Raw genomic sequence first — 22,446 nt, 5'->3', positions numbered from 1 at the left:
GCGGCGGTTGCCACGGTAGTAGTGTCAGAGTTCGTGGCGCGTGCAAGGCAAGGGGCTGTTCGGCATTGCGCGCGTCATCTTGGCCGGCCGCGATGCGGCCGGATGCGGTCCGCCGCGGCGGGCTCCACCAGCGGGAGGTCTGGTTTCATGCGTATCCAATTATTGCTTTCGGTGGCTGCATTGCTGCTCGTCAGCGCATCCGCGTCCGCGCACGCGTTGACGACGGACGAGCTGGTGGCGAAGAACCTCGATGCCCGCGGCGGCCTCGACAAGATCCACGCGATCAAGACGCTCAAGCTCGAAGGCAAGATGCGCCTTGGCGGCCAGTTCGAGCTGACCTTTGTCGAATACAAGAAGGCGCCCGGCTCGGTGCGCAACGAGGCCACCATCCAGAGCCTGACCCAGATCCAGGCCTGGGACGGCAGGAATGCCTGGCAGATCTCGCCCTTCCAGGGGCGGCGGGATCCCGAGAAGATGTCCGGCGACGATGCCAAGTCGCTGGCCGATGACGCGGCCATCGGCGGCCAGCTGGCCGACTGGCAGGCGCAGGGCAGCAAGCTCGAATACCTCGGCACCGAGGACATCGACGGTACCGAAGCGCACAAGCTCAAGGTCACGCGCAAGAACGGCGACATCGAATATGTCTATCTCGATCCGGACTACTACCTCGAGATACGCACGATCTCCGATCAGATCGTGCGCGGCACCCATGTGCAGACGGTGACCGATTACGGCGATTACGAGCAGATCGACGGGGTCTACTTTCCGTTCTCGATATCTTCCAGCACCAAGGGCGCCGGCCCGTTCGGCAAGCAGCAGCTCACGGTCGAGAAGGCCGTGGCCAATGCAGCCATGGACGACACCATCTTCGCCTTCCCGGCCACGGCCGGGGCTGGACACGCAACGGAAGGAGCGAAGCCATGAAGCATCTCGACAACAAGCGGGCGGCATGGCCCGCCATCGCATTCGCGCTGTCGCTTGTCCTGGTCGGCAGCGTGCAGGCGGCGCCTCCGGGCGCCGCACCTGGACCGGCGAAGTTCGACGCCGGCGTGATCTCCGGCCTCGACGCGCGCAACATCGGTTCGGCGACGATGAGCGGACGCATCTCCGCGCTCGCGGCGATGCCCGAGAAGGACGGCAAGCTGACGATCTACGTCGGTGCGGCCAGCGGCGGCGTGTGGAAATCCAGCGACGGCGGCACGACCTACAAGCCGGTGTTCGACAAGCAGGCGGTGCAGTCGATCGGCGACGTCGAGATCGATCCATCCCGCCACGACACGATCTGGGTCGGCACCGGCGAGTCGTGGACGCGCAACTCGGTGTCGATCGGCGACGGAATCTACAAGTCCACCGATGGCGGCGAAACGTGGACCAACATGGGCTTGAAGGGCTCCGAACGCATCGCCAAGATCCTGATCGATCCCAGGGACGGCAATACCGTATATGCCTGTGCGCCTGGCAAGCTGTGGAGCGACTCGGCCGATCGCGGCCTGTACAAGACCAGCGACGGCGGCAAGACCTGGAGCGTGGTGCTGAAGGGCAGGAATCTGTCCACCGGCTGCGCCTCGGTATCGATGGACCCGAAGGATCCGAACGTGATCTTCGCCGGCATGTGGGATTTCCGCCGCAAGGGCTGGACGTTCCGCTCCGGCGGCGAATCGCCGAGCGCGCCATCCGCCAGCGGCCTGTATCGTTCCGCCGACGGCGGACGCACGTGGGCCGAAGTCACCACCGCGGCCAACAAGGGATTCCCGAAAAAACCCTTCGGCCGCATCGCGGTGGCGGTGGCGCCGTCGAATCCGGCGATCGTCTATGCCCTGATCGAATCGCCCGACTCGGCGCTGTACCGTTCCGATGACGGCGGCAAGACCTGGCAGCGGCGCGACAAGAGCCAGCTGATGGTCTGGCGGCCGTTCTACTTCGCCAACCTGATCGTCGATCCGAAAAATCCGGAGCGCCTGTTCAAGCCCGACCTCAACCTGATCCAGAGCCTGGACGGCGGCAAGAGTTTCGCCAATGTCGGCGGCGGCACCCACGGCGACTCGCACGTGGTGTGGATCGACCCGCGCGATACCCAGAGCGTGATCGTCGGCGACGACGGCGGCCTGTGGTATTCGAAGGATGGCGGCGACAAATGGTGGAAAGGCAACAACCTGCCGGTGTCGCAGTTCTACCATGTGAGCGTGGACGACGCCGATCCGTACCGCGTCTACGGCGGCATCCAGGACAACGCCTGCTGGGTGGGCGAATCGGCCTATCCCGGCGGCATCGCCAACGGGCAGTGGACGAACTATTGCGGCGGCGACGGATTCTGGATGTTCGACGATCCGGCGGACACCGATTACATCTACATGGAGACGCAAGGCGGCAGCATCACCCGCGTCAACCGGCATACCCACGAGGCGCGCGACATCCAGCCCAGGCCGAACTACAACGAGAAGCTGCGCTGGAACTGGAACACGCCGATCGCGCTGAGCCCGAACGAGAAGGGCACGATCTACATGGGCGCACAGTTCCTGTTCCGGTCGCGCGATCACGGACAGAGCTGGGACCGCATCTCGCCCGACCTGACCACCAACGATCCGAAGAAGCAGGAACAGGAAAAATCCGGCGGCGTCACTGTCGACAACTCCGCGGCCGAGACCTACACCACGATCTATTCGATCAGCGAATCGCCGAAGCAGGCGGGCCTGATCTGGGCCGGCACGGACGACGGCAACCTGCAGCTCACCCGCGACGACGGCAAGAGCTGGACCAATGTCGTGGGCAACATCAAGGGCCTTCCCGCGGGCGAGTGGGTGTCGTGGGTGCAGGCGAGCCAGTTCGACGCCGGCACGGCCTTCGTCGCGTTCGATCGCCACAGCTTCGGCGACATGCGTCCCTACATCTACAAGACCACCGACTATGGCAAGTCGTGGACCGCGCTGGTGACCCCCGCTGACGACAAGGGCCTGCGCGGCTACGTGCACGTGGTCAGGCAGGACATCGTCAAACCGAACCTGCTGTTCGCCGGTACCGAGTTCGGCCTGTGGATCTCGATCGACGGCGGTGCGAACTGGGCCCAGTTCAAGGGCGGCGACTTCCCTGCGGTGGCGGTGCGCGATATCGCGTTCCAGCCGCGCGATGCGGATCTGGTGCTGGCCACCCACGGCCGCGGGATCTGGATCATCGACGACATCACGCCGCTGCGCGCGCTGGATCCGGCGATATTGGGCAGCGAGGCGAGCTTCCTGCCGTCGCGGCCGATACAGCAGCGTATCGAAGGGTTTGGCGGCTGGCCCGCCGGCGACGCCGAGTTCGTCGGCCCGAATCCGTCGGACGGCGCGGTCATCACCTATTACCAGCGCAACCGCCATCTGTTCGGCAAGCTCAAGATCGACGTGCTGGACAGCAAGGGCAACCTGGTCGACACGATTCCGGCCAGCGTGCGCCGTGGCATCAACCGGGTGGAGTGGTCGATGCGGACAAAGGCGCCGCATGTGCCGCCGGCAGCGCAGATCGCCGGCAACTCGGTCCAGGGACCGCGCGTGGTGCCGGGCACCTACACGGTGCGCATGACCAAGGGCAAGGACGTGTTCGAGACCAAGCTCGCGGTCGGCCTCGATCGCCGCGACAAGTTCAGCGTGGCCGATCGCCAGGCGCAGTTCGATGCCGCGACCCGGGTCAAGCAGCTGTTCGGCGACATGAGCGACCTGGTCGCCCGGATCAATGCGGTGCGGGCCGCGGCCGGCGCCGAAGCGGTCGCGCTTCCGGCCAAGGACGCCATGCGCAAGCAACTCGCCGACCTTGGCGACAAGGCCAACGACATCCGCAAGAAGATCGTGGCGACCACCGAGGGCGGCGCCATCACCGGCGAGTTGCGCCTGCGCGAGCACACCGACGAACTCTACGGCGCGATCATGTCGTACGAGGGCCACCCGTCGGATTACCAGATGACCTACATCGACACGCTTTCCCGCGAGCTCGGCGACGTGCAGAAATCCTTCGCGGACTTCCAGGCCGGCGACCTGGCCAGGACCAACGCCGCATTGAAGGCGAAGAACCTCAAGGAGATCACCATCCCCGCATCGATGCCGCAGCAGGATGGCAATGCGGGCGGCGGCAAGGAAGGACTGGAAGCCGCGATGCAGGGACTGGAGCGTGATTGAACATCGGCCGTTCGCCGCCGGCCGATGAGGCAGAATGAATCGGAGGCGCCACGGCGCCTCTGATTCGCAGGCGGCGTTTCATGCATGATCTTGGCACCACTTGCGACATCCAACTTTCAACCCTGACTGGCCCCGGAAATCACCTATGCGTCCATCTTGCTGCCTCGCCGTGCTTGCTCTCGGAATTTCCACGGCACTGACGGCGCACGCCGCGGTCGATCCATCGCTTTACCAAGGCCTGCAATGGCGCCTGATCGGGCCGTTCCGCGGCGGTCGCGTGCTGACCGTGACGGGCATCGCCGGCGACAGCCGGCATTTTTATTTCGGCGCGGTGGACGGTGGCGTGTGGGCCACGCAGGACGCCGGACGTACCTGGCAGCCGATCTTCGACAGCGAGAAGGTGGGCTCGATCGGCGCAATCGCGCTGGCGCCGTCCGATCCGAAGACGATTTACGTGGGCACCGGCGAGGCCGACATGCGTTCGGACATCGCCCACGGCAACGGCATGTACAAGTCGGTCGACGCCGGCAAGCACTGGACCCATATCGGCCTCGAGGACACCCGGCAGATCGCCGGCGTGCTGGTGGATCCGCGCAATCCCGACGTGGTGTTCACCGCGGCGCTTGGCCATGCGTACGGCGCCAACGCGGAGCGCGGCGTGTTCCGGTCCACCGACGGCGGCAGGCACTGGAGCAAGGTGCTGTTCAAGGATGCCGACACCGGCGCGATCGACCTCGCCTTCAAGCCCGGCGATCCGGACACGATCTACGCCGCGCTGTGGCAGACCCGGCGTCCGCCATGGAGCGTGTACCCGCCATCGAACGGACCGGGCAGCGGCCTGTACGTGTCGCACGACGGCGGCAGCCACTGGAGCCAGCTGCAGGGCAACGGCTTCCCCGCCCATCCGGGCCGCATCGGCATCGCGCTGGCGCCGAGCCAGCCGAACCGCGTGTATGCGCTGGTCGACGCGACCGGCGGCGAAGGCGGCCTGTATCGCTCCGACGACGGCGGCGCGCACTGGAAGCACGTCACCGGCGACCAGCGCATCTGGCAGCGCGGCTGGTATTTCAACCGGCTCACGGTGGACCCGAAGAAGGCCGACCGCGTATATGTGATGAACACCATCGTGTTGCGCTCGGACGACGGCGGCAAGCAGTTCATCGCGCTGAAAGGCGACCCCACCGGCGACGACTTCCACCAGATGTGGATCGACCCGACCGACTCCGATCGGCAGATCCTCGGTGTGGACCAGGGCACGCTGATCACGCTCAACGGCGGCCGCACGTGGAGCAGCTGGTACAACCAGCCCACTGCGCAGATCTACCACGTCAGCACCGACAACCGCTTTCCGTACTGGGTCTACGGCGCGCAGCAGGATTCCGGCGCGGTCGCACTGCCCAGCCGCAGCGGCAGCGGCGACGGCATCACGATGAGGCAATTCCACGAGATCACCCCGGGCGGCGAAAGCGGCATGATCGCCCCCGATCCCGACGACCACGACATCGTCTACGGCGGCGCCGTCGACAAGCTCGATGCGCGCACCGGCCAGGTTCGCGACATCGATCCCACCCTCGCCTACCCGACCGCGCACTATCGCGCCGCGTGGACGCTGCCGCTGACTTTCTCCAAACGCGACAGCAAGGTGCTGTATTTCGCCAATCAGCGGCTGTTCCGCACCGCCGACGGCGGCGATCACTGGACGCCGATCAGTCCCGACCTCACTCGCGAGGATGCGGGTACGCCGTCGAGTCTCGACGCCACCACGGCCGCCGACGACAATCATGCGGACAAGCGGCGCGGCGTGATCTATGCCATCGCGCCGTCGCCGCTCTCCGCGCAGGCGCTGTGGGTGGGCACCGACGATGGTCTGGTGTGGCGCAGCAGCGACGACGGCGCGCACTGGCAACAGGTCACGCCGAAGGCGCTCACGCCGTGGTCGAAGGTGACCGGCATCGAGCCCTCGCACTTCGACGCCAACACCGCGTATCTCGCGGTGGATCGTCACCGCCTCGACGACGACACGCCGTACCTCTACCGCACTGCCGATGGCGGTACCAGTTGGACGCGCATCGACACTGGCATTCCGCGCGACAGCTTCGTCAATGTGGTGCGCGAGGATCCGCTGCATCGCGGCCTGCTCTATGCGGGCACCGAAAAAGGCGTGTATGCGTCGTTCGACGACGGCGCGCACTGGCAGCCGCTGCAGCAGAATTTGCCGATGACCTCGGTGCGCGACATCGACGTGCACGGCGACGATCTGGTGATCGCCACCCATGGCCGCGGCTTCTGGATCATGGACGACGTCAGCGCACTGCGGCAACTGGACGGCACGCGCTTGAACAAGGTCACCTTGTTCAAGCCGGCCGATGCGATCCGCGTGCGCCCGCCGGGTTTCACCGGCACGCCGTTTCCGAAGGACGAGCCGATGGCGGCGAACCCGCCCGACGGCGCGGTCATCGACTACGCGCTGCCGAAAGCGGTGAAGACCGCCGTAACGCTGACGGTGTTCGATGCGCAGAACCACAAGGTACGCAGCTTCAGCAGTGCCGACCCGTTGACGCCGGCCGACCCGGCCAAGCTGAAAATCGCACCGGAGTGGATGCCGGCACCCATGCGGCTGTCGACGGCAGCCGGCATGCATCGATTCGTCTGGGATCTGCGCTATTCGGAGCCGACCGTGGCGGCGGCGTCCGGCGATGCACCGGAACGTGGTGGCGTATGGTTGCCGCCGGGCTCCTATACCGTCGAGCTCCACGTCGACGGCCACAGCTACAGGCAACCCCTGCTGCTGAAACCCGACCCGCGCGTGCACGTTTCGCAGGAAGCCTTCCAGCGCGAATTCGAACTGGCGCGCAAAGTGGAAGACGCCTCGGCGCGCGCCTCCGCGGCAAGTGCCGAAGCCGGCAAACTGCTCAAGGCGCTGGACGCGCGGCAGGCTCATGCCGATAGCGGCCTGCGTGCATCGATCGCTGCACTGACGGACAAGATCTCGGACCTGTCCGGCGTCGAGGCGCACCCTCATGCGGGCAATTCGATGCCCTCGCCGCCGCGCCGGCTCGACAGCTTGCGCGCCTTGTCGATGAACCTGGCAAAACTCGAACAGGCGGTCGATGGCGCCGATGCGGATCCGAGCGCAGACGCCCAGGCCTCGTACGCCACGCTCTCGCACACGCTGACCGGCACGCTAGACGCCTGGCAGCAGCTGAAGGGCGTCGACTTGGCCGCGCTCAACGCGCGACTGAAGGCTGCCGGAGAAAAGCCCGTCGACTTGTGACAGTCGCGCTCCGCCGCTCCGCATCACATCCTGGTGTGGTGCCAGCGGCTGATGTGATCGTGCGTATCCATGATGCGCATTTAGGAAATTTCGAAAGCCCCGGTCCGGAACACCTGTAGGAGCGCACCCTGTGCGCGAATGCTCTTCCTATATCCGCGAGAGCATTCGCGCACAGGGTGCGCTCCTACAAAAGTCGGGGGTTGTTCGAAGTACCGTTTACGGCAGCAATCAGAAGGCCGCGTGTACCTTGTCGACAGCATCGTGGTGGCCTGCCGGAATCTCGAACACCACCCGCAAGCCGGTACCACCGTTGCCGCATTCGGCGTGGATTCGCCCGTCATGAAGCTGGATGATGCTGCGGCAGATCGCGAGGCCCAGGCCGCTGCCGCGATCATCGGTGTTCACTTGGCCGAAGCGGACGAAGCGCTCAAAGGCGCGTTCGTATTGATCGCCAGTGAGTCCCGGCCCCTCGTCCTCGATGCTCACCCGCCAGATATGGCCGTCCAGTTCCGAGCGCAGGGTGATCAACCCGCCGGGAGGCGACATCCTCAGCGCGTTGGTGAGGATGTTCAGGACCACCTGACGCAACCAGCGCTCCTCGAAAGCCACCAGCCCCTCGCCGCGATGGGTGCATTCGAAGCGGCAGCCCTGGTGCTCGGTCAATGCCTGGACGTCCTGCTCGAAGTTCCGCAGGAACCGGTGGGGATCCTGCACCACGAGATCCATCCGGATCCCCTGCGCTTCGGCGCGCGAGAGGAACAGCAACTCGTCGACCATCTGGTTCACCCGGGCCAGTTCCTCCAGCTGGACGAGAACCGCATCCTCCTGCGCCTGGCTCAGGCTCCCCTCGACCAGCAGCTTCTCGGCGTGCAGCCGCACCAGCGAGAGCGGCGTCTTCAGCTCGTGCGATACCTCGGCCGTGAACTGGCGCACCTGATTGAATGAAGATTCCAGGCGGTCGAACATCTGATTGAGCAACGTGGCCAGATCCGAAATCTCGTCCTCGACCCCGGTGACGGCGATGCGCTCGGTCAGGTTGTCCGAGCGGATGCGGTTTGCCGTTTCACCGATCAGGCGAACCGGGCGCAGCATCACGCGGGACAGGCCCAATCCGATCGCGATGCTGGCCAGCAGCATGCCGATGAGCAGGGCAAGGCACACCTCGGTGTAGGCGACCATGGTTCGCCGAACCTGGCTCATGGGCGTGCCTATGCTGACGTCGAAGGGCGGCAGTACGAACTCCGCGATGCGCAGCTCGCCGACCCCCGGCATGGTTCCCTCGAAGACATGTTTCATCGGCACATCCGGCAAGGGATTGCCGGTCAGGTTCTTCGAGCGAAACAGATTCCCGCGAACGGGCGAATCGATGCTTATGTAGAACAGCACCGACGCATATTCCGTGGTCTGCCGTATGCGCTCATCGATGATCTCCGGATTGAGCGACGGATAGTCCGAGCCGAGACGCGCCTTGATCTGGCTGAACTCGGTCGCGTTCAGAAGATCCAGGTCGCGGATGATGTAGTTCTGCAGCAGCACGTACCCGGCGATGAACAGGCAGGCGACCGTCAAAGTGGCGCTCAACGCATACCAGAACGTGATGCGCGCACCGATCGACTTCATACCAGCTGATAACCGATCCCGCGCAGTGTCTTGAACAGCGGCTCCGACGGATTGGACTCGAGCTTCATGCGCAGGCGGCTCATATAGACGTCCAGAAGATTGTTGTCGGTCAGCCCCGGCCAGATCCTTTCGGAGATGTACGAGCGGGTAAGGGTGCGCCCCACGTTCTGCATGAAGATCTCGAGCAGCGCGAATTCCCGGCTGGTGAGGTCGATGTTTTGTTCCTTCAATTTGACCGTGTGGCCAAGCAGATCAAGCCGCACGCAGCGATGCGTGATCACCGTCTGCTTGATCGCCGACTGGCGCCGCAGCAGCGAGCGGACGTGAGCGCGCAGCTCCTCGAAGCTGAAGGGCTTCGGCAAATAATCGTCGGCGCCGAGGTCGAGGCCCTTGATGCGATCCTCCACGCTGTCGCGTGCGCTGAGGATCAATACGGGCTCGTTGAAACCGGCCCGGCGCCATTCGGAAAGCAGATGAAGCCCGTCGCCGTCCGGCAGGCTCAGGTCGAGAATGATGACGTCGTAGTTGGTTTCCGCGAGTGCATCGCGAGCCTCGCGGCAAGTGCCCACCCAGGTCACGGTGTAAGCACACTCGCCCAATCCCTGTTTGAGAAACTCCCCCAGCCGCCGCTGATCTTCAACTATCAATACTTTCATGTTGCGCTACCCCCGCCGATTGACACTGGCGCAACGAGTCTAGGATAGCGGCGCGCGAAACCGATGACGCGCCGCACAACCGGTTTTGCCGCACTGCACAACCCTACTTTGCATCGAGTCGTCGCGTTCGATGGACGACCCGCGCATGGCATTGCGCGCGCGTCCACGACGCGAACCGCACTCTGAATATCTTTTAAGAATGGCTACAGGTATCCGTAAGGTGACGGGACTAGGGTGTAGCCATGCTTCGGATCGCCGAGGCGCGTTTCGATCAACCGGCGTTCTGCTCCGTCCACGGATTACGCCGATTGCCAACAGCTGCATGACCTCCTTACCAGCCATCCAACCGTCGAGGAAAGCTTCCATGGTCCGTTCCGCATTGTTTCTGGCGACTGCCTTGCTGGCGCCGTCGCTGTTTGCCCAGGTTCCACCGCAGAGCTACGCACAGGAGCTGGTGGACAGCACGCTCGCGGCGCATCCCGACATCGCCATCATGGCGTTGCACGTGACGCCGCCGAAGCAGGCGGACAACATCATCATCGCCTCCAACATCGGCCGCATCGGCAAGAAGGCCGACTCCGACGACATGGGCGTCGTCAACACCGGCAAGCCGGCCATCGCCGTCAACGCAGAAGGCGACCACTTCGAAGTCGAGTTGCCGCTGCAGGACGTCACCCACGACACGGTGGGTGCGGTGAGCATCGTCTATCCATACAAAGCCGGCGACGACAAGGCGGCACTGGCAAAACATGCGGAGGCTGTACGCGACGAACTTCGCAGGAAGATCTCCAACGTCGGCAACCTGACCCAGCCTTACCAGTTCGATACGGCCCTCCCGACGCATACCTACGCGCAACAGCTGGTCGATCAGACCATGGCCGCGCATCCCAGGCTGCTGATCCTGATGTTGCACATCGTGCCGCCGGGCCAATCGACCAACGTGGTGGTGGGTACCAGTATCGGCCGTTTCGGCAAGCCGGCCGACGACGATGACATGCGTGCGATCAATACCGGCATTCCCAACCTTGAGGTCAACGGCCGCCGCTTCGAGGTCGAGACGCGCCTGCTCGACGCCAGCGGGAAGACCCTGGGCGCGGTGGGCATCGTGCTTCCGTACAAGCCTGGCGATGACAAGGAAGCGCTGAAGCGCGAGGGATTTGCGATCCGCGACGAGTTGCGCGCGAAGATCCCCACGTTGGCCAAGCTGATGGAGCCGGTAGCCCCGGTGGCCGTCACGGATCCCAACCCGACGGCCACGCTGATCGGACGCAGCACCGACTGGCACCCCGGCTATTCCGGCGACTTCGACCACTTCGGTGTCGACGTCAAGGGTAACCGGCTGTTCCTTGCGGCGGAGGATCACGGCTCGATCGAGCTGTTCAACCTGAAGACCGGCCAGCATCAGCGCACGCTCCACGGCGTCGAGACGCCGCACGCCTTTGTCTACCTGCCCGAGCACAATCGACTGATCATCAGCGACAGCGGCAAGGGCATGACCAAGATTCTGGATGCCACGACCTTGAAGGTCGTTGGCCACATCAAGCTGGAGCCTGGTGCCGATTCGGCCGAATATGATCCCTCGACCGGCCACCTGTACATCGTTACCGGCGGCAAGGACGTCGACATGAAGGACTGCTTCCTCAATGAAGTGGATCCGCTCACCGGTCATGTGTACGCCAAACTGAAGTTCGACTCCGATCACGTCGAGGCCGTCAAGGCCGAGCATCAGGGCAACCGCTTGTTCGTCAACGTGGCCGACCAGAACTATGTGGCCGTGGTCGACAAGAAGACGCTGAAGGTGACTGCGCGCTGGCCGCTCAGTGGCGCCACGACCAACCTATCGATGGCGTTGGACGAGGCTGACCACCGCTTGTTCGTCGGCACCCGCAACCCCAGCAAGCTGTTCGTCCTCAATACCGACACCGGTGCCACGGTGGCGATGCTGGATGCACCGGCGACGTCGGACGGCCTGTTCTGGGACAGTGCGCGCAGGCGTGTCTATGTGCCCGGCGGCGATGGCCATCTCGGCGTGTTCCAGCAGGTCACTCCCAACCTCTATGCCGCGCGCCCGTGGATTGCCAGCGCCATCGGCGCCAAGTCGGGCATCGTCATTCCGCAGCTGAATCGCCTGTACCTGGCCGCTTCGCCAGGCGAAAAGGGCAAGGGCGGCGAGATCCTCTGGTTCCAGCTGGGCAAGTAGGAGCAACTGATGCGCACCGACCGCCAGCAGGAAAAAACGCGTTCGCGCCGCCGGATGGCGGCACCGCTCGCCCTGTTCTGCTTCGCCTTGCTGCCGGCACCGGGCCATGCCGCACCGTTTTATCACCTCGGCTCGGCAGTGACCCTGCCGGGCCAGGCGCCGGGGTGGGACTACGTGACCTACGACGCCGCACGGTCGCACCTGTTCATCGGTCGCCGGCACGACGGCGTCACCGTCTTCGACGTGACCACCCACAAGGTGGTCACCACGATTGCCGGTACCGAAGGGGCGAACAAGGCGATCCTGGTGCCGCAGCTCGATCGCGGCTATAGCGTCAATGGCGACGGCTCGAGCACCGAGTTTTCGCTGTCGTCGCTGAAAACCATCCGCCATGTCCATTTCGGCCAGGACGCCGATGCCGGCAGCTATGAGCCGGTGACCGGACAACTGTTCTTCACCATGGGCGACAGCCACAAGGTGGCCTTCGTCGATGCCCGCAGCGGCAAGCTCGTCGCCACCATGCCGCTGGACAGCGGAAACATCGAAGCGTCGGCGCCAGATGAACATGGCAATATCTTTGTAGCCGAGCGCGACCGCGACCAGGTGGTGCGCATCGATGCCCACACGCATACCGTCACCGCCAACTGGTCGACCACACCGTGCCACCAACCTGTCGGGCTGGACTATGACGCCGGGAATCAGCGCATCTTCGTCGGCTGCCGCAGTGACCGGCCGGTGCTGGCGGTGCTCAACGCGGCAAGCGGGGCTCTAGTCACCACGCTCCCGATCGGTCGCGGTAACGACGGTGTCGTTTACGACCTTGGCACCCATCGCATCTACACCGCCAACGGCATTGACGCCAATCTGGTCGTGATCAAGCAGACAGGTGCCGATGACTACGCGCTCGACCAGGCCATCACGACACGACCAATGGCCCGCACGCTGGCTCTGGATACCGCCCGGGATCGCGTGTATCTGGTTGCCGCCGAAGGCGGCGTCGATCCGGCGATGAAAGTGAACACCGGCGTGGCGCCGTTTTATCCGAATTTCTATTTCGACAACACCTTTACCGTACTGACCTATCAGAAAAACTGAGACGAGACACTCAACAGTCGCTGCGTATCGGCCAGGGATGTGGAAGGATGCCTGCCACGCAGATCACCCGCAACCTAACCTAATATCTCGGGGGAGACACCACCATGCAGAACTACCCACGAAATGCGCTCTTCAGCGCCCTCTTCCTCGGCGCGGGCCTGGTTGGCCATGCCGCGGCGGCAACAGTCGCCAGCACCGACGCGGGCACCTCGGTCAAGCAAAAGGAAGGGACCACAGCCACGCCCTCGGCCCGCAAACCGCCGTCGGCCACTTCAGCCACCAAGACGCCGCCAGCCCCCAGTACCACCCTGATGCAGCAGGTCACGGTGACAGGCACGCTGTTGCCGATCGACCCCAACGCCGCGGCCGTTCCCGTCACGACCCTCGATGCGGACCAGCTCGGCCAGACCGGTGTCTCGAGCAACATGCTGGAGACGTTGCGCAAGGTCGTTCCGGCCTTCGCCGGCCGCAGCAATGCCGGTGCCAGCAACGCGCAGAACCGCAACCAATTCACGGCCGGCGGCTCGCAGGTCGAGCTGCGCAACCTGCCGACGCTGGTGCTGGTCAACGGCCAGCGCATGGCGCTGGACGCGGTCGCAGGCCTGAGCGGCAGCAAGAATTTCGTCGACATCAGCCAGATTCCCGCCGCCGCGCTCGAGCGGGTCGACGTGCTCACCGACGGCGCCTCCTCGCTCTATGGCTCCGACGCCGTCGGCGGCGTGGTGAACTTCATCCTCAAGCAGGATTATCACGGCGTGACCTTCGGCGCCCATTACGGCACAGCGGATGGCGGCTACAAGGATCGTTCGGCGTTTGTGACGCTCGGCGGGGACATCGGTCCGGTGAACATCACCGCCACCGTCAGCGATGCCAAGACCAGCCCTCTTTTCCAGAGCTCGCGCTCGTTCACCAGCCCGATGTACGGTGTCGTTCCGGGCACGGGCCTGCCGGGCGTCGTCGGCGGTGGCAGCTACGTGCTGGCGCCGGGGCTGCTCACGCCGCCCGTACCGACCGGCACCGCCGCGACCGCCGGCAGCTACGCGGCCCTGTCCCCAAGCGTCTACAACGCCACCAGCGCTGCACAGCTGTCCAAAGGGTTCGACTATTCGAAATACGCCATGCTGCTGCAGCAGCAGGAGCACAAGAACCTCGTCGTGAACATGACCTCACAGCCTTTCACCGACGACCAGATCGAGGCCTTCGGCGATGTGCTGATCTCGCAGAACAAGGTCCAATCCACCTCATGGGCGGCTGCGGGCCAGCCCTTCGCCCATGCCACGCTCACCGTTCCGGCCGGTGCGCCCTACAACCCGCTGACCACCGCCGCGACGGGCGTGACCTTCGCCGACAGGTCGCGGCCCAAACAGGTATTCGACACCACCGACGCTTATCGCTTCTCCTTCGGACTCAAGGGCAAGCTGCCCGGCTCGTGGACCTGGCATACCAGCGTCGATTACAGCGAGAGCAAGCTGAGCGAGCGCGACACCCAGCTGATTTTCACGCCCAATCTGGCACGGGCCGTCGCCGGCGGATACGACTCCAGCGGCAACGCGGTCGCTGGCGGCGCCTATAGCCAGGTCTACGGCGGCTATTCGATCAATAACCCGCTGGTGCTGCAGCCGGCGCTCAATCCGTTCGCGGTGACCGGCAACTCGGCAGCCGCGCTGGCCAACGTGCTCGGCACCGAGGTGCTGAATGGCGACAGCAAGCTCTACTCCGCGGATGCGCACGCCGTCGGCAAACTGTTCGAACTGCCCGCGGGGCGTGTGAACCTCGCCGTCGGAGTCAGCTGGCGGCATGAAGAGGTTTCCGGCCACGCCGACCCGAATGGCCGCGTCACCGATCCGGTCACCGGCTCCACCGCCGGCAACGACCAGAACTGGAACGGCGGCATGTTCACCGATCCGTTCAGTCACGGCCGCAACGTAAGCGCGGTGTATGCCGAGACGCTGGTCCCGATCACCTCGAGCAGCATGAATATCCCTGGCCTGCACCAGTTCGATCTCACCGCCGCCAGCCGCTTCGAGCACTACAGCGACGCCGGCAGCAGCCACTCGCCGAAGCTGGGGTTCCGCTGGGAGCCCTTCGATAATCAGTTCGTGCTTCATGGCACCCTCACGAAGTCGTTCGCCGCGCCACAGCTGTATCAGGCCTACGGCCCGTTCGATACCCGTCCGGTGACGGACAATCTCATCGGCATCGTATTCGGCAAACCGTATGCCACCGGGAACACCTTCAACGGCGAAGATGGCGTCAATCCGTCGCTCAAGCCGTCGACCTCGACGTCGCGCTCCATCGGCTTCGAATTTCGTCCGAAGTTCGTCAAGGGTCTGACGCTCACCGCGGACTACTCCTCGATCACCGTGCACGGTTTCCCGGGTGGCGCGGACTTCACCACCATCATGCAATCGGTCAATGCGTTGGGTTCGGCCTCGCCCTACTTCGACAGCGTCAGCACGGGCAACTTCACCAACCTCGGCGGCGCCGATCCTTTCGGAACCCCGGGATCGCTGAAGGCTTTCCTGACCAACTCGGCCACCGGCCTGCCCGATCCGAGCAAATATTCGCAGCTCTACGTCATCGACCGGTTCCGTAACCAGAGTACCTTGATCGAGCACTCCTGGATGCTGGGACTGGACTACGTCCTTCCCACGAACCATTACGGAACCTGGGCCGTGTCGAGCAAAGGGATGCTGTTCAATTCGTACAAGTTCCAGCGCTTCGCAGGCGGTCCGTCCCAGCAGTACGCAGGCAACGCCAGCAACATCGGCGTGTTCGCCGGGACGCTGCCGAAGGCAAGCTTCTACTCGACGCTTGATTGGTCCTACGGAAACCTGGACATGACACTGGCAAATAGCTACACCTCCAATGTCAACGACGCGGGTCCCGCCGGCAACCTTCCCGGCATTCGAGTGCCGAGCTACAGCGTGTGGGATCTGCGCGGTTCGTACACATGGCCGCTCGGCGGGGACGAGGGCGACAGGAGCGTCACGCTCGCCCTTGGCGTGAACAACATCGGCAACAAGATGCCGCCCATCTTCCCGCGTTCCTTCACGAACCAGTTCACCACCAGCGATATCGGCACGTATTCACCCATCGGTCGGATGGTGTACGTAGACCTGAAGGTGTCCCTCTGAGGTTGAGACTTACCGCGGACGATGCTGCTGCTCGTCCGCGCCTTGATCCCCGGCGCCGATCGCGCCGGGGATTGCTCCCACGACTGACAGGTATACAACGTGTCCGAAATTGCCTCAGCCAGGATCGCCGCCCGCCTAGACAGACTGCCGCCGTCGCGAGCGGTATGGACCATAGTCATACTGATTTCGCTGGGCGGCGTGTTTGAATTCTACGACCTGTTTTTCACCGGCTACGTGGCGCCGGGGATGATCAAATCGGGCCTCTTCACACCGCAATCGCTGGGATTTTTTGCCGCGCTCGACGGCATCAAGATCGCCGGCTTCGGCACGTTCGTCTTCAGCACGTTCGCCGGCCTGTGGTTCGGCGTGGTGCTGCTGGGCCATCTGCCGGACCGCTTCGGCCGACGGCCGGTATTCACCTGGTCGCTGATCTGGTACGTCGTCTGCACCGCGATCATGGCGTTTCAGCAAACCGGCGAGATGCTGAACATCTGGCGCTTCATCGCGGGCATCGGCTTCGCCGTGCAGCTGGTGACCATCGACACGTACATATCGGAATTGATTCCAGGTCCCGAGCGTGGCCGGGCGTTTTCCATCAACCAGTTCATTACCTTCTGCGTGGTTCCGATTGTCGCGCTGCTTGCGTGGCTGCTGGTGCCGCTCACTCCGCTCGCCTTCGACGGCTGGCGGTGGGTGGTGCTGATCGGTTCCGTCGGCGCGGGGGTCGTGTGGCTGCTTGTGCGCAAGATACCGGAGAGTCCGCGCTGGCTTGCCCTGAAAGGGCGCGTCGACGAAGCGGAAGCGGTGGTCTCGATGATCGAAGCAAAGGTCCGCGCGGAGACCGGCCTCGACTTGCCGCCGCCCCGGCAGGAGTCGATCGAAGAGAAAGGCGGCGGGAAATTCCTGGAGATATTCTCGGCGACTTACCGGACGCGCACCTTGATGCTGTCGGTATTCAACATGGCGCAGGTGATCGGTTTCTACGGTTTCGCGGCATGGGTGCCCACCTTGCTGATCGCCCGCGGGATCACCTTGACGCACAGTCTCGAGTACTCGTTCATCATCGCGATAGCCAATCCGTTCGGGCCGCTGCTGGGCACGCTGTTCGCGGATCGCGTCGAACGCAAGCTGCAGATCATCCTGGGACTGCTGGTCATGGGGCTCGCGATGCTGGCCTTCTCGCAAGTCAGCAGCGCTCCCATCCTGATCGCCCTCGGCGTGCTGTTCACCCTTGCCGCCAACGTGATGTCGTACGCGTACCACAGCTATCAGGCGGAGCTCTATCCCACCCGCATCCGGGCCCGCGCCATCGGTTTCGTCTACTCATGGAGCCGGCTCGCCGCCGCCTTTGCCGGCCTCGCCATCGGCTATTTCCTGAATGCCGGCGGCGTCCTTGCGGTAGCCGTGTTCATCGCCATCGCGATGGTCACCGGCATCGCCGTCATCGGCGTGTTCGGGCCGACGACCCGGGGCATGGCACTCGAGAGAATCAATCACTGATTCGATTCGGCAGCAGGAATATCTGCCAACAAAAAAAAGCGGGGCCGGTGAGGGCCGGCCCCGCTGGGGATCAATCGAGCTCGTAGTCGAATGTCACCGATACTTCGCGGCCGACGTAGCTGGCATTGTTCAACGTCGAGATGAACTCGAAACCACCTGCGTAATATGGAATCTTGCCGACGTTGTCGAAGATATTGGAGACGTTCAGGCTGACCTTCATGCGGTCATCGAAGTGATAGCCGATGTTGGTGCTCCAGGTGATCCACGCAGGGTCGTGTCCGAAATACATGGTGCAATCGGGATCGCCTACATTGGGACGAATACCGTTCGGCAAGGCGTTGCAGCTACCGAAATTGGGTGCCCGAACACGGCCGGTACGGTCTCCATACAAGGTCGCATCCCAGGCACCCCGCCGCCAGTTGATGGTGCCGCGCACCTTGCTTGCCGCATGCTGGTAGCGGGTGTTGAGCAGAGGATCCGAGGCCAGCGTGCGTTCCTTGTACGAGAGGTTGTCGGTGTAGTCGATGCTGAGGTTGAAATTGCCCCAGTTGGCGGTTCTCAGCCGGTAAGCCAGCGATGCATCGATACCGGTCACGGTCAGCTGGCTCTCGTTGATGGCACCGCTGTACACCGCAGTGATGTTGCCGCTGGCATCGCGCTTGACGCTGGCGATCACCGCCTGGCAATAGGCTGACCCCGGCGGGTGCGCGATGTAGTTCGCAATATAGGTGCCGTTGCTGTCGAAACTGTGACCGGTGCGGCAACCTGCCTCGTCCGTCAAAACATCACCTTCCGAAACATCCTTGATGCCTTTGTTGATACCGATGCGCCAGTAATCGGCCGACAGCGACAAGCCGTCCACGCCAGGGATTTGCCACACGAAACCGTAGGTCCAGGACTTGCCGGTTTCGTTGTTCAGGCTTGGGCCACCGGACAGGTACGAGCTGAAATAGGTGTTGTGCTGTACCTGCGGACAATTCGTGGCGCCGGCAACGACGCACTGATAAGGGTCGGCGTAGATGCCGACCTGCGACACCGACGGATTCTTGTAGATGTACTGCATGTCCGGCGCATGGAAGTTGGTGCCATACGATCCACGCAGCAGCAGTCCCTCATACGGGCGATACTCCAGCGAACTGCCCCAGGTACGTGCGACGTCCGCGGCGCTGGCGTCACGATACTTGTCCAGTCGTCCGGACAGCGTCCATGTCAGGTTGGACAGCAGCGGAATGCGCAGTTCCGAACCGAGCGATACGCGATTGCGCGTGCCGCCGCCGGTAATGTAATCCTGGAACGGGTCGCCGAAAGTGGTGGTATTACCGCGTGGATCCGGCGACAACTTGAATCCCTGGTGTACCGCTTCCAGCACTGTGGCAAAACCAACCGAACCAGCCCACGTCTTGAACAGTTCATCCGTGTTGACGTTCAGCGATGCCTGATCCATCCAGCTCACGGCGGTGTTTTCGCCCACTACGCCGAACGATTGGTATTGCGCCGGCGTGATCGGATTCCAGAAACGCGCCGAATTGAGCGCGTAAACCGGCAACGTGTTGCCACCTACGCTGGTGGTTCCGAGCTGCGGGCCGAAAAAGAAGTCGAACATGCCTTGTTCGTTGAGGCCCGTATAGCGTTCGTGCACGATGTACTTGTTGGTACCCAGGTTGAAGTCCCAGTTGAAGCGACCGTCCAAGAACGTGCCGCGCAGGCCAGCGTGGATGTCCCAGTTCTGCTCCTTGTCGTGCGTGTTGCCGTAGCTGCCCAGTTCCTTCGGCGTGAGCTGGCGGAAGTAGTTGCTGATCACCTGGCCGCTGGTCTGATCGTAGAAATTGTTCGGCAGGCCACCCATCGCGTACAGGAACGGCAACTCCGTATTGGACGTGCCGAGAGTGTCCCACAACCCTATCGAGCCGTAGGCCTGCAGGCCGTTTCCAAAATCGTAGTCGCCAGCCACATAGGCATCCTTGTTGTCGCTGCCCGGAGTCAGCACCCAGTTGCTGAACAGCGCCGGCTGCGTGCAATAGAGGCCCTGATCGGTAACGTTGGTCGGGTCCACCGTATGGCCATTGGTGGCGACGGTCTTGGAGTCGCGCAGCGCGAAGTTGCTGCCAAACTGGTTGCAGGCGCCGGCCGGTGGCGCGATGAAGTTACCGTCGGCGTTGTAGAGAGACAAGCCATCGTAAGTCCTCCACCCGAAAAGCCTCGCGTTCTGGTCGTAGGCGCCGTAGCCCGCATCGGCTTCCGAGTCGGAGTAGGGCCGATCGCGCCCGAACAACCCGCTGCGATGGGAGCGCTCCAGGTTGTAGACCACATGCCAGTTGTCGCCGGACTTGCCGCCAATGAAATTGAAATCGCCGTAGTCGCGCCCGCCGCGGGTGGCCCCGCCAAGCGTCATCTGTATGTCGTCGCCCTGGTATTCCTTCTTCAGGATGACGTTGACCACGCCGGCGACGGCATCCGAGCCGTACAGCGACGACGCGCCGGTGGCCAGGATCTCGATGCGGTCGATCATCCCGGTCGGGATATTGTTGTAGTTCTGGAAGTTGGTACTGGCGTGGGCCGACTGCGGGTAGTCGCTGATCCGGTGGCCGTTGACCAGCAACAGGCTGCGACCGGAGCCCAGGTTGCGCAGGTTGAGCTGCCGCGCATTGACCGAGCTGCTGCCCCAGGAAGGCGGTGTCTCGGCGACACCGGTCTGGGTGATCGAATTCATCAACTCGTAGACCGTGGTGAAGCCTTCCTGCTTGATCTGCGCGCCGCTGATGGTGATGACCGGGGTCGCCCCTTCAACCTCCACCCGCGGAATGAGCGAACCGGTAACCACGACCTTCTGCAGGGTGGTGGTGTCTTTCTTCTTCGCCGCGTCCTGCTGCGTGGCTGGGGCGTTGCCGGCCGATGCAGGCTGCTGCGCGTTCTGCTGACTGTCGTCTGGTGGCGTTGCCGTTTGCGCCGCCACAGACAGAGGCGCAAAGAATACCAATGCCAGTGCACTCGCAAGCACACTGCGCCTGAAACCGATGTTGCTCATGGTCGACTCTCCCCGAGGAAACCCAGATTGCGTTAAATCCGGCGCCCTCCCGCCAGACCTGCTGTCTAAAAAACCGGCTCCGGTCCGGGCAACAGCCGAGCGACGGCGCCCGAACCACGGCGTTTAGATCGATCTATATTTATCGCTTTCGCCTGCTCTTGGCAACCTTGCAAAGCAGCAACGGTCTCCGCTGCCACGATTTTTCCAGTCGGCCTTAAACGGCTTCTTGGCCAACCCGGGGTTTCCCGGCTTCCCACGCAGATGCCGGGGCTTCATCCGCAGCCCTTAAGATGCGCACAACCCACCGAAAGGAGTTCGCCCGTGAGCCATCCTTCCCCGACTGTCTTGGCCCTCGCCTGCGCCACCGTGCTGTCCGCCACCGCTACCGCGACCGCCGCCACCAGCACGACCGAACTCACGCTTTATCGCAGCGACAGTCCCGCACTGTACGCATCCGGTACCGACGGCAGCGTGGGTGAAGGCTACGCGGTGGTGCGCGAGCGCCGCAGCATCGACCTGAAGCGCGGCGTGCAGGACGTGGTGATCGGCGATCTGCCGGTCTACCTCGACGCAGAATCCATGGCGCTGGCGTTCACCGACGGCTCCAGCAAGGTGGTGTCGCAACGCCTGCTGCTCGGCCAGGGCAACAACGCGGCACTCACCGGGCTCGTCGGCCGAAATGTCGACGTGGTGGGTAGCAATGGACAGCTGCTGGCCAGCGGCACGCTGCTGCGGGCGGGCGATGGCCTGCTGGTGCGCGGCGGCGACAACCTGACCACGCTGATCCGCGACTTTGCCGCCGTCCGCGTCCGGGACGGTCACTTCCCCACCGGTTCCAGCCTCAGTCTGCGTGTGGATGCGGCGCACGCGGGCCAGGCTCCAGCCGTGCTCAGCTATCCCACCGCCGGCCTCGGCTGGCGCGCCGCCTACGTGGCGACGCTGCAACCCGGCACGGCCTGCCGCCTGCAGTTCGAATCGCATGCCAGCATCGCCAACCGCAGCGGCCGCGACTGGCACGATGCACAGCTCACCTTGATCGCCGGCGAGCCGAACATGGCCAAGACCTCGGCACCGCGCCCGATGATGGCGATGGCACGCAGCTTCAATGCCAAGGCCGAGGCCATGCCGCAACAGGAAAGCATCGGCGACTACCGCAGCTACACCTTGCCCTCCCCGGTCGAGCTGCCTGACGGCAGCGTCAGCCAGGTACCGCTGTACGCCGACCGCACGCTGGATTGCGTACGCACTGCATTGTACGAGAACGGCAACGGCTTCCAGCCGCAACAGCCCATCCTCAGCCAGGATTTCAACCAGGGCGGCGGCAACGCCATCGTCAGCACGCTGAAGCTGAAGGCATTCGACAGCCTGCCTGCCGGCTACCTGCGCGCACTCACCGCCGACCGCAACGGCACGCCGCAGTTCATCGGCGAGGGCCGCATCAACGACACCCCGAAAGGCAGCGACGCCACGATCACGCTGGGCACCGCGTTTGACCTGCGCGCCGAGCGCACCCGCACCAGCCTCAGCGTGGACAGGGCCGGCCGTACCATGACCGAAGCATTCCGCATCGACCTCAGCAACGCGGGCGACAGCGCACGCACAGTGACCGTGCGTGAACATCCGTCGCGCTGGCGGCAGTGGACGCTGATTTCATCCAGCAGCAAGCCCAGCGAGCAGATGCCGGACACGCTGGAGTTTCGCGTCGAAGTACCGGCCAACGGCAAGGCCACGCTGGACTATGCCGTGCGGTACAGCTGGACCGACGCCGACAACCCCCAACCCTAAATCCAT

The 22,446-nt window shown here is 63.8% G+C and carries 11 protein-coding genes; 8 read left to right on the top strand and 3 right to left on the bottom strand.

The annotated features are described in order from the left end of the window. Nucleotides 1-147: 147 nt before the first annotated feature. From ACFPPB_RS06590 to ACFPPB_RS06580, 3 genes are all read left to right on the top strand, one after another. Entirely contained in the window at nt 148-924 is a 777-nt protein-coding gene (locus tag ACFPPB_RS06590; RefSeq protein ID WP_377325581.1) for a LolA-like protein, read from the top strand. Further along, a complete protein-coding gene (locus ACFPPB_RS06585) occupies nt 921-4,148 on the top strand; it encodes a hypothetical protein (protein WP_377325579.1) in 3,228 nt (1,075 codons plus the stop codon). Before ACFPPB_RS06590 ends, ACFPPB_RS06585 begins: the two co-directional genes overlap by 4 nt. Nucleotides 4,149-4,293: 145 nt before the next feature. Next, nucleotides 4,294-7,422, top strand: a complete 3,129-nt coding sequence (locus ACFPPB_RS06580; protein WP_377325577.1) for a WD40/YVTN/BNR-like repeat-containing protein — start codon at nt 4,294-4,296, stop codon at nt 7,420-7,422. 228 nt (nt 7,423-7,650) lie between these two features. Here ACFPPB_RS06580 and ACFPPB_RS06575 read toward each other — a convergent pair whose 3' ends face one another. After that, a complete protein-coding gene (locus ACFPPB_RS06575) occupies nt 7,651-9,042 on the bottom strand; it encodes a HAMP domain-containing sensor histidine kinase (RefSeq protein ID WP_377325575.1) in 1,392 nt (463 codons plus the stop codon). Next, entirely contained in the window at nt 9,039-9,698 is a 660-nt protein-coding gene (locus tag ACFPPB_RS06570; RefSeq protein ID WP_377325573.1) for a response regulator transcription factor, read from the bottom strand. Before ACFPPB_RS06570 ends, ACFPPB_RS06575 begins: the two co-directional genes overlap by 4 nt. Before the next feature lie 364 nt (nt 9,699-10,062). On the opposite strand from ACFPPB_RS06570, the gene ACFPPB_RS06565 reads away from it, so the two are divergent. The 4 genes from ACFPPB_RS06565 to ACFPPB_RS06550 all read left to right on the top strand — a co-directional run bounded on the left by ACFPPB_RS06565 (nt 10,063) and on the right by ACFPPB_RS06550 (nt 17,630). Then, nucleotides 10,063-11,898, top strand: a complete 1,836-nt coding sequence (locus ACFPPB_RS06565; protein ID WP_377325571.1) for a YncE family protein — start codon at nt 10,063-10,065, stop codon at nt 11,896-11,898. Nucleotides 11,899-11,907: 9 nt separating this feature from the next. After that, nucleotides 11,908-12,993 carry a YncE family protein gene (locus ACFPPB_RS06560; RefSeq protein WP_377325569.1) on the top strand — a complete coding sequence of 362 codons (1,086 nt, stop codon included), beginning with the start codon at nt 11,908-11,910 and terminating at the stop codon, nt 12,991-12,993. A gap of 104 nt (nt 12,994-13,097) precedes the next feature. Further along, complete coding sequence (locus ACFPPB_RS06555; protein WP_377325567.1) at nt 13,098-16,130, top strand: TonB-dependent receptor plug domain-containing protein; 3,033 nt, start codon at nt 13,098-13,100, stop codon at nt 16,128-16,130. 99 nt (nt 16,131-16,229) lie between these two features. Next, nucleotides 16,230-17,630 (top strand): MFS transporter, encoded by a 1,401-nt coding sequence (locus tag ACFPPB_RS06550; protein ID WP_377325565.1) that lies wholly within the window; start codon nt 16,230-16,232, stop codon nt 17,628-17,630. A 70-nt stretch (nt 17,631-17,700) separates the two neighbouring features. Here ACFPPB_RS06550 and ACFPPB_RS06545 read toward each other — a convergent pair whose 3' ends face one another. Further along, complete coding sequence (locus ACFPPB_RS06545; protein ID WP_377325563.1) at nt 17,701-20,655, bottom strand: TonB-dependent receptor domain-containing protein; 2,955 nt, start codon at nt 20,653-20,655, stop codon at nt 17,701-17,703. A 321-nt stretch (nt 20,656-20,976) separates the two neighbouring features. Here ACFPPB_RS06545 and ACFPPB_RS06540 point away from each other — a divergent pair, with 321 nt between their 5' ends. Next, nucleotides 20,977-22,440 carry a DUF4139 domain-containing protein gene (locus ACFPPB_RS06540; RefSeq protein WP_377325561.1) on the top strand — a complete coding sequence of 488 codons (1,464 nt, stop codon included), beginning with the start codon at nt 20,977-20,979 and terminating at the stop codon, nt 22,438-22,440. Nucleotides 22,441-22,446 lie beyond the last annotated feature (6 nt).

The sequence above is a fragment of the Rhodanobacter terrae genome (assembly GCF_042657005.1).
GTDB classification, from domain to species: Bacteria; Pseudomonadota; Gammaproteobacteria; order Xanthomonadales; family Rhodanobacteraceae; genus Rhodanobacter; species Rhodanobacter terrae.
This window is presented reverse-complemented; position numbering and strand designations above follow the sequence as displayed.

What these genes read in the sequence shown, in the direction of transcription:
- ACFPPB_RS06565 (WP_377325571.1), top strand. Translation starts at nt 10,063, where the DNA reads ATGGTCCGTTCCGCATTGTTTCTGGCGACTGCCTTGCTGGCGCCGTCG.
- ACFPPB_RS06545 (WP_377325563.1), bottom strand. Translation starts at nt 20,655, where the DNA reads ATGAGCAACATCGGTTTCAGGCGCAGTGTGCTTGCGAGTGCACTGGCA.
- ACFPPB_RS06585 (WP_377325579.1), top strand. Translation starts at nt 921, where the DNA reads ATGAAGCATCTCGACAACAAGCGGGCGGCATGGCCCGCCATCGCATTC.
- ACFPPB_RS06590 (WP_377325581.1), top strand. Translation starts at nt 148, where the DNA reads ATGCGTATCCAATTATTGCTTTCGGTGGCTGCATTGCTGCTCGTCAGC.
- ACFPPB_RS06575 (WP_377325575.1), bottom strand. Translation starts at nt 9,042, where the DNA reads ATGAAGTCGATCGGTGCGCGCATCACGTTCTGGTATGCGTTGAGCGCC.
- ACFPPB_RS06560 (WP_377325569.1), top strand. Translation starts at nt 11,908, where the DNA reads ATGCGCACCGACCGCCAGCAGGAAAAAACGCGTTCGCGCCGCCGGATG.
- ACFPPB_RS06555 (WP_377325567.1), top strand. Translation starts at nt 13,098, where the DNA reads ATGCAGAACTACCCACGAAATGCGCTCTTCAGCGCCCTCTTCCTCGGC.
- ACFPPB_RS06570 (WP_377325573.1), bottom strand. Translation starts at nt 9,698, where the DNA reads ATGAAAGTATTGATAGTTGAAGATCAGCGGCGGCTGGGGGAGTTTCTC.
- ACFPPB_RS06580 (WP_377325577.1), top strand. Translation starts at nt 4,294, where the DNA reads ATGCGTCCATCTTGCTGCCTCGCCGTGCTTGCTCTCGGAATTTCCACG.